Raw genomic sequence first — 5830 nt, forward strand, 5'->3', positions numbered from 1 at the left:
AAGAGAGGAGGTCACGATCCCCCACTCGGTGCTGGTCGGAGGCGCCTCGGTCAACTACTCGCGCCAGGCCCGGAAGGAGGGCGCGGTGGTCCGCACGTTCGTGGCCGTCGGCTACGACGTGCCCTGGCGCCAGGTCGAGGCAATGCTGGTCGACGCTGCGGCGCGTGCGACCACCGTCCAGCGCGAGCCCCCTCCACGAGTGTTGAAGAGCGCCCTTTCGAACCACTCTGTCGAGTATCAGCTGCTGTTCCAGGTCGCACGGGCCCAGGACCGCTACACGGCGCTCTCCGACGTGCACGCGAACATCCTCGACGCGTTCAATGAGCACGGCGTGCAGATCATGACGCCGGCTTTCGAGGGGCAGCCCGCGAATCGTCTGGTGGTGCCGCGGAGCCAGTGGTTCGCCGCCCCGGCCACGCCCGAGGACGGCGGCGGCGGGCGGCCGGGATAGACCGATCCGGTCGTCCCTCGGGCCGCTGAATCTGGGCGTTCACGGAGGTGCGTGCAGGCTGCTCAGTTCGCGGCCGCTGCTTCCTTGGATTTCTTTCGGGACACGTTCCAATAACCGGAGGTGAGTTCCCCGGTTTCGACATTGCGGCTCGAGTAGTTTCCTTCGATCCGGTCTCCGGTCATCCGCCCCATGAACCACGTCATCAGTGTGCATTGGCAATCGGGGTCTTCGTACGGGTCGAGGTAGCCATACACGCTGTCGCCAGCGGCGTGCACGAACGAGATGTTCAGGCTGTGATGCTCGGGGTGCGGAGCGGCGACGACTCCTTCCCGCTTGACCGTTGTTTGCACCGGCTGTCGGGGCACCATGAGGACCTCCCCAAAGGCCGTGTCCTTACCAGCGGCGAGCGTGAAGTAAATGCTCCCGTGTCGGCCGGTCTCTCGGCTGTAGTAATCGCCGTGCCAGGTTCCGGCGAGCCGTGAGACCTGCGTCGCGGCTCCGGTGATCGGGACCGGCGGTGGCATCATGGAACATGACGTGACCGCGAAGGCGGCCGTGACGAGGAGTAAACGAGACGCGCTCATGGGTTCCTCCTGTGGATCTGCATCTCTCGACGCCTGCTAGCGCACGCGACATGCCACAAGAGGATGCCACCAGGGCGCGACCAACGTGTTGAGGCACAACATCCACGACGGTCCTCGTCCACCCGTCGCGGTCATGGAAGCCAGGTCCGGCTGCCAGCCTGTCAGCCGTTCTGCCAACGGACGTTTTGAATGTGCCGCCGCGTCTTCGGCCGGCCGAGCACCATGTTCGGGCCCCGAACCGCGAATGGCCTACACGATCGTCAACGCGGTCGCAGTGCTCATCATGGTTGCCCAGCGCTCGGAATCGCCACGCCGATGTCGATCATGGTCGCAGCGGGGAAGGGCGCGACCATGGGGTTCTATTCCGCACGCGAGCAGCCTACTTGCTCAGGCCGATCTGCTGGAGGAATCCCACCAGGTCGTACATGAGGTTCTCTTCCACGATCTGGCCGTCATGCCACTTGGCGATCGTGTAGAAGTCAACCTCGAACGACTTGCCGGTCGGGGGGAGCTCCTTGCCGCCCACGACCATCGGCCCCTTCATCGTGCCGCGGAAGCGGGCGATCGAGCAGGTCCAGTCTCCTGAGGCGAAGAACACGCGATACGGCCTGTTGTCGAGCTTCTGATCGGGGAACGTCTTCCAGAACGCGATCGACTCCTTCGTGTGGTCCTCGATCCCCACCGTCGGATCGGGTTGTCCGGGCCAGCGCACGATCACATCAGGCTTGTGCCGTGCCCGGAAGACCTCGATGTCCTGGGCGTTCCATGCATCGTCCAGCGTCTGCATGAGCTCCATGTTGTGGGTTTCAACGGTCGTCTGCATGTGATCCTCCCTGTGAGTGGTACAGCTTCCTGCGGAAAGTGGGGACGCAGCGAGGATGGCCCCGACAATGTAGCGCGTCCACAATTTGTTGCCTGAGCCGGTAAGCCCGTGCGGGTGGCCGTGCTAGTGACTGTGTCAGGACTGTTCCAGTGACTGTCACGCGATTGCGCTTGTGCCGCGACGTGCGCAGGTAGACACTTCATCGACATCGACTTCGATCCGCGGAACCGCCGCGGCAAGCTCGCGCACCTCCACACCCCGGCCCCTGCACTCGAACCACCTCTGGAAGTCTGGCCCGTTCGCGCGGCGCCGCTTCGGACCGGGGGGGCAGATTGAAAGGCGCATGGCGGACGCGCACGAGCGGGAAACAGAAGGCCAGGCACTCATCCTGGTCGTTGATCGCGACCCGCACGTTCGCGAGCTCGAGGCGCACTTCCTGAATCAGGCCGGTTACTCCGTCGGGTTCGCCCACGACGGAGAGGATGCGCTGGAACAGATTCGGAAGGCCGTCCCGGACATCGTGATCACGGAGATTCTCGTCCCCACCCTCGACGGCCTCGCCCTGTGCCGTCAACTCAAGTCGAATCCTCTGACACGCGATGTCGCCGTGCTCGTCTTCAGCATCCTGGCGGCGCGCGATCGCGCGCGAGAAGCGGGGGCGGATGCCTTCCTTCTGAAACCTCTCGCCGAGCATGCGCTGGTGGACACGGTGCGGCAGCTCCTCGCGGCGCGAAGCGCACGAATCGGGAGATTTCAACATGCACCCTGAGACAGCTGCTCCCGTCATGAGCCACCCGAGGGATGCTGCCACCGCACGACTCGCGACCGGCAGCCGCGAACTCGACCAGATCCTCGGAGGTGGGATCCCGGCGAACTCGATCAACATCATCATGGGAGCCCCGGGGTCGGGCAAGACCGCGCTCGCCGAGGAGTTCGTCTTTGCCAACGCGTACGACGAGCATCGGCCGATCCTCTACTTCACCACGCTCTCCGAGCCGCTCGACAAGGTGATCCGGTACCTTCAGCAGTTTCGGTTCTTCGATGCGGAGAAGATGGGTGGGGCCGTTCGGTACGAAGGGCTGGGCGCCGAGCTGGCGGAAAAGGGCATCGGCGCGCTGCTTCCAAGGCTCAAGACCGCGATCAAGACGACTTCGCCGAAGATCATCGTGATCGACTCCTTCAAGGCGATCCACGACCTGGCGACGTCGACGCAGGAAATGCGGCTGATGCTGTACGAGGTCGCGGGACTCCTTGCGGCGTATCACACGACCGTCCTTCTCATCGGAGAATACCGGTCCGAGGACATCGCGATCTTCCCCGAATTCGCGGTGGTCGACGGAATCATCGAGTTGGCGAGGCATTCATCGGGGAGACGTGACGAACGATACCTTCGGGTGGTCAAGCTTCGCGGCAGCTCGTACCAGCAAGGCGTTCACGCATTCGATATCTCCGCCGACGGTGTGAACGTCTATCCACGTCTCGTCAGCCCGGTCGAGGCAGCCTCGTACAAGCGCGACGTCCGCCGTACGGCGTCGGGCGTCCCCGGACTCGATCCCATGCTCGGGGGTGGCTTCCCAACGGGGAGCGCCACGCTTCTCGCGGGTCCCACCGGCTCCGGCAAGACGACGATGGGCATTCAGTTCATCGTCGAAGGGCTCCGCCGGGGCGAGGGCGGCCTGCTCGTCAACTTTCAGGAGAACCCTACCCAGCTCGCGCATCAGGTGGACCAGATCGGCGGGGCACTCGACCACGACGCGCGAGCCCGCCTCAAGTTGCTCTACTACTCCGCGGTCGAGCTGTCCATCGACCGAATCGTCGTCAACATCTTCCAAGCGCTACGCCAAGAGGGGATCCGCCGCGTGGTGATCGATGCCATCGGCGACCTGGCCATCGCCGCGAGTGACGACACGCGAATGCACGATTATCTCTATGCATTGGTCCAGCACTTCGCGGTCATGGGCGTCAGCAGCGTATTGACGCTCGAGACGGACCCACCCCACATGGCCACCAACGAGGCTCATGGCAGAATCAGCCACATGACCGACAACATCGTCTTCCTCGAGCTCAAGCCACGCGACGGCGTCGTCCGGCGAACGCTGCGCATTGCGAAGGCGCGCGGCGTCGCCCATGACCTTCAGTCGCACGAGATGGAGATCGGTGGCAAGGGACTTCGCATCGACGGGGTGACCGTGCCATGAGCCTCATTCGAACCGAGGAGCACCGGCTGGAGGAGATCATGAAGCTCACCGAGCTGAGCCGCGCGCTGACCTACGCGGCGTCGCTCGACGAGGTGCTCCAGTTGACGGTCGATCACGCGGCCGCCCTGCTCTCGGCGGAAAGGTCGCTCCTTCTGGTCGCGAACGAGGCGGGTCTGCTGACTCTGCGCTCCTCGCACGGCGTCGACGCCGCCCTGGCCCAGGGGTTTCACGAGCCACTGAACGAGGCCCTGGTCCCGCGCCTCGCAAAGCTGCTCGACGTGTCACCCGAAGGCTTCCTCGGTGTTCCGTTGGTCATCGCTGGAGCCATCAAGGGACTGCTCGTCGTGATTCGACCAACACCTTCGAACGGCGTGAAGCAGGACGAGTGGCTCTTGTCGGCGCTCGCGGATCAGGCCGCCGTCGCGCTCGAAAGAGGCCGTCTCGGCGAGATCGCCGCGTTCCGCGAGCAGCTGATGGGCGTCGTAGGCCACGACCTTCGCAACCCGCTGAACACGATCACAATGGGCGCGCAATTGCTGCTCCAACGCGAGGGCCTCGGCGAGGTCGAGACCGAGCTGGCGAGGAAGATCTCGCGAAGCGCTTCGCAGGCGGAGCGGCTGATCGATCAGTTGCTCGATTTGACCCGAAGCCGGCTGGGAGGGGGGATTCCGATCGATCCCAGTCGCTTCGACATGAGCGACGTCTGCCGGCAGGTGGTCGGCGAAGCGGAGCTCATGCATCCGGATCGGCCTATGCAGGTGGACGTGCGAGGCGATCCGAAGGGCGTGTGGGATCGCGATCGAATGTACCAGTTGCTCGCGAACCTCCTCCGCAACGCAGCCCAGCATGGGGAGCCGAAGTCAGCGATCGTTGTGCGAATCGAAGGCGGCGAAGCCCAAGTCGTCATCGACGTCTACAATCGAGGCGAGCCCATTCCTCCGGCGACGTTGCCTTACATCTTCGACGCGTTTCGCAAGGGTCGGACTGGGCCTCGAGGCCAAGCCCACGGGCACGGGCTCGGGCTCGGCCTCTTCATCGCACAGGAGATCGCACGCTCGCATGGTGGCTTGATCACAGCGACGTCGTCCGAGAGCGAGGGAACGACGTTCCGCGTTCGCTTGCCACGCGACTCTGCCAAGACCGCCGCCTGACGTCACAGGCCGCGAGCACCGTGCGACAACGACTCCTAGCGCCGCAGAATCCCGGCCTCTCGTCTTCTGGCCCAGCGGTCGATCTTCGTAACGAAGCCGCGGGGTGCTGGGATCGAAAAGTCCCTGGCGGTTGCCATTCGACCATCGAGCAGCAGCTCCTTCGGCTGATGATAGGTACCAAAGATCCAATCGGGGATCGGCAAGCCGAAGAAGCCCGATATCGCCTCATTGCAGCCGATGTTGGCATGGTGCATGAGGTGAAAGCCGTAAAGGCGCCGCCAGAAGACTCCGAACCGCGGATGCTCCGTGGCGTTCTTCCACCACTCGTAGGGCCAGTGATCGATGGCGTGAAGGATCTCGTACAGCGTCATCGACCACGCAATGGCCGCATAGCCTCCGAGCAGGACGGGTAGCTTGGGAAGGACGAGCTGGAGTCCGGCCAGGAGGGGCGTGAACAGCACCCAGAACGCGATCAAGGCATAGACCGGGAAGTCCGAATCCGGGTACTGCTCTTCGCGGGTGATCGGATACTCGTTCAGGACGACACGGTCCGAGCCCGGTCCCAACGGCCGGAGACGAATCGGTGTCAGGCTGTGATGATGCCGATGCCCCTTTGCGAATCG

General features: G+C 64.0%; 7 protein-coding genes. 4 read left to right on the forward strand and 3 right to left on the reverse strand.

Annotation, left to right across the window (positions count from 1 at the left end):
* Window positions 1-451 (forward strand): mechanosensitive ion channel family protein (locus tag VFQ05_06165; protein HET9326336.1); only part of this gene is annotated, 451 nt, incomplete at its 5' end.
* A gap of 62 nt (window positions 452-513) precedes the next feature.
* Here the strand turns inward: VFQ05_06165 and VFQ05_06170 are convergent.
* A complete protein-coding gene (locus VFQ05_06170) occupies window positions 514-1035 on the reverse strand; it encodes a hypothetical protein (protein HET9326337.1) in 522 nt (173 codons plus the stop codon).
* A 379-nt stretch (window positions 1036-1414) separates the two neighbouring features.
* Window positions 1415-1858: an ester cyclase gene (locus VFQ05_06175; GenBank protein ID HET9326338.1), complete on the reverse strand. Its 444-nt coding sequence runs from the start codon at window positions 1856-1858 to the stop codon at window positions 1415-1417.
* Between the two features lie 343 nt (window positions 1859-2201).
* Here VFQ05_06175 and VFQ05_06180 point away from each other — a divergent pair, with 343 nt between their 5' ends.
* The 3 genes from VFQ05_06180 to VFQ05_06190 are packed head-to-tail and all read left to right on the forward strand — an operon-like array spanning window position 2202 to window position 5207.
* Window positions 2202-2627, forward strand: coding sequence for a response regulator (locus VFQ05_06180; protein HET9326339.1), 426 nt, complete (start codon window positions 2202-2204; stop codon window positions 2625-2627).
* Window positions 2628-2643: 16 nt separating this feature from the next.
* On the forward strand, window positions 2644-4056 hold the full coding sequence (locus VFQ05_06185) for an ATPase domain-containing protein (GenBank protein HET9326340.1): 1413 nt from the start codon (window positions 2644-2646) through the stop codon (window positions 4054-4056).
* On the forward strand, window positions 4053-5207 hold the full coding sequence (locus VFQ05_06190; GenBank protein HET9326341.1) for a GAF domain-containing sensor histidine kinase: 1155 nt from the start codon (window positions 4053-4055) through the stop codon (window positions 5205-5207). The genes VFQ05_06185 and VFQ05_06190 overlap by 4 nt, the downstream gene beginning before the upstream one ends.
* A gap of 35 nt (window positions 5208-5242) precedes the next feature.
* On the opposite strand, the gene VFQ05_06195 is transcribed toward VFQ05_06190, so the two are convergent.
* Window positions 5243-5830: hemolysin III family protein (locus VFQ05_06195; protein HET9326342.1), on the reverse strand; the 588-nt coding region annotated here is incomplete at its 5' end.

It is taken from the genome of Candidatus Eisenbacteria bacterium (genome assembly GCA_035712145.1).
Taxonomy (GTDB): Bacteria; Eisenbacteria; RBG-16-71-46; order RBG-16-71-46; family RBG-16-71-46; genus DASTBI01.

What these genes read in the sequence shown, in the direction of transcription:
- VFQ05_06170 (HET9326337.1), bottom strand. Translation starts at nt 1,035, where the DNA reads ATGAGCGCGTCTCGTTTACTCCTCGTCACGGCCGCCTTCGCGGTCACG.
- VFQ05_06175 (HET9326338.1), bottom strand. Translation starts at nt 1,858, where the DNA reads ATGCAGACGACCGTTGAAACCCACAACATGGAGCTCATGCAGACGCTG.
- VFQ05_06180 (HET9326339.1), top strand. Translation starts at nt 2,202, where the DNA reads ATGGCGGACGCGCACGAGCGGGAAACAGAAGGCCAGGCACTCATCCTG.
- VFQ05_06185 (HET9326340.1), top strand. Translation starts at nt 2,644, where the DNA reads ATGAGCCACCCGAGGGATGCTGCCACCGCACGACTCGCGACCGGCAGC.
- VFQ05_06190 (HET9326341.1), top strand. Translation starts at nt 4,053, where the DNA reads ATGAGCCTCATTCGAACCGAGGAGCACCGGCTGGAGGAGATCATGAAG.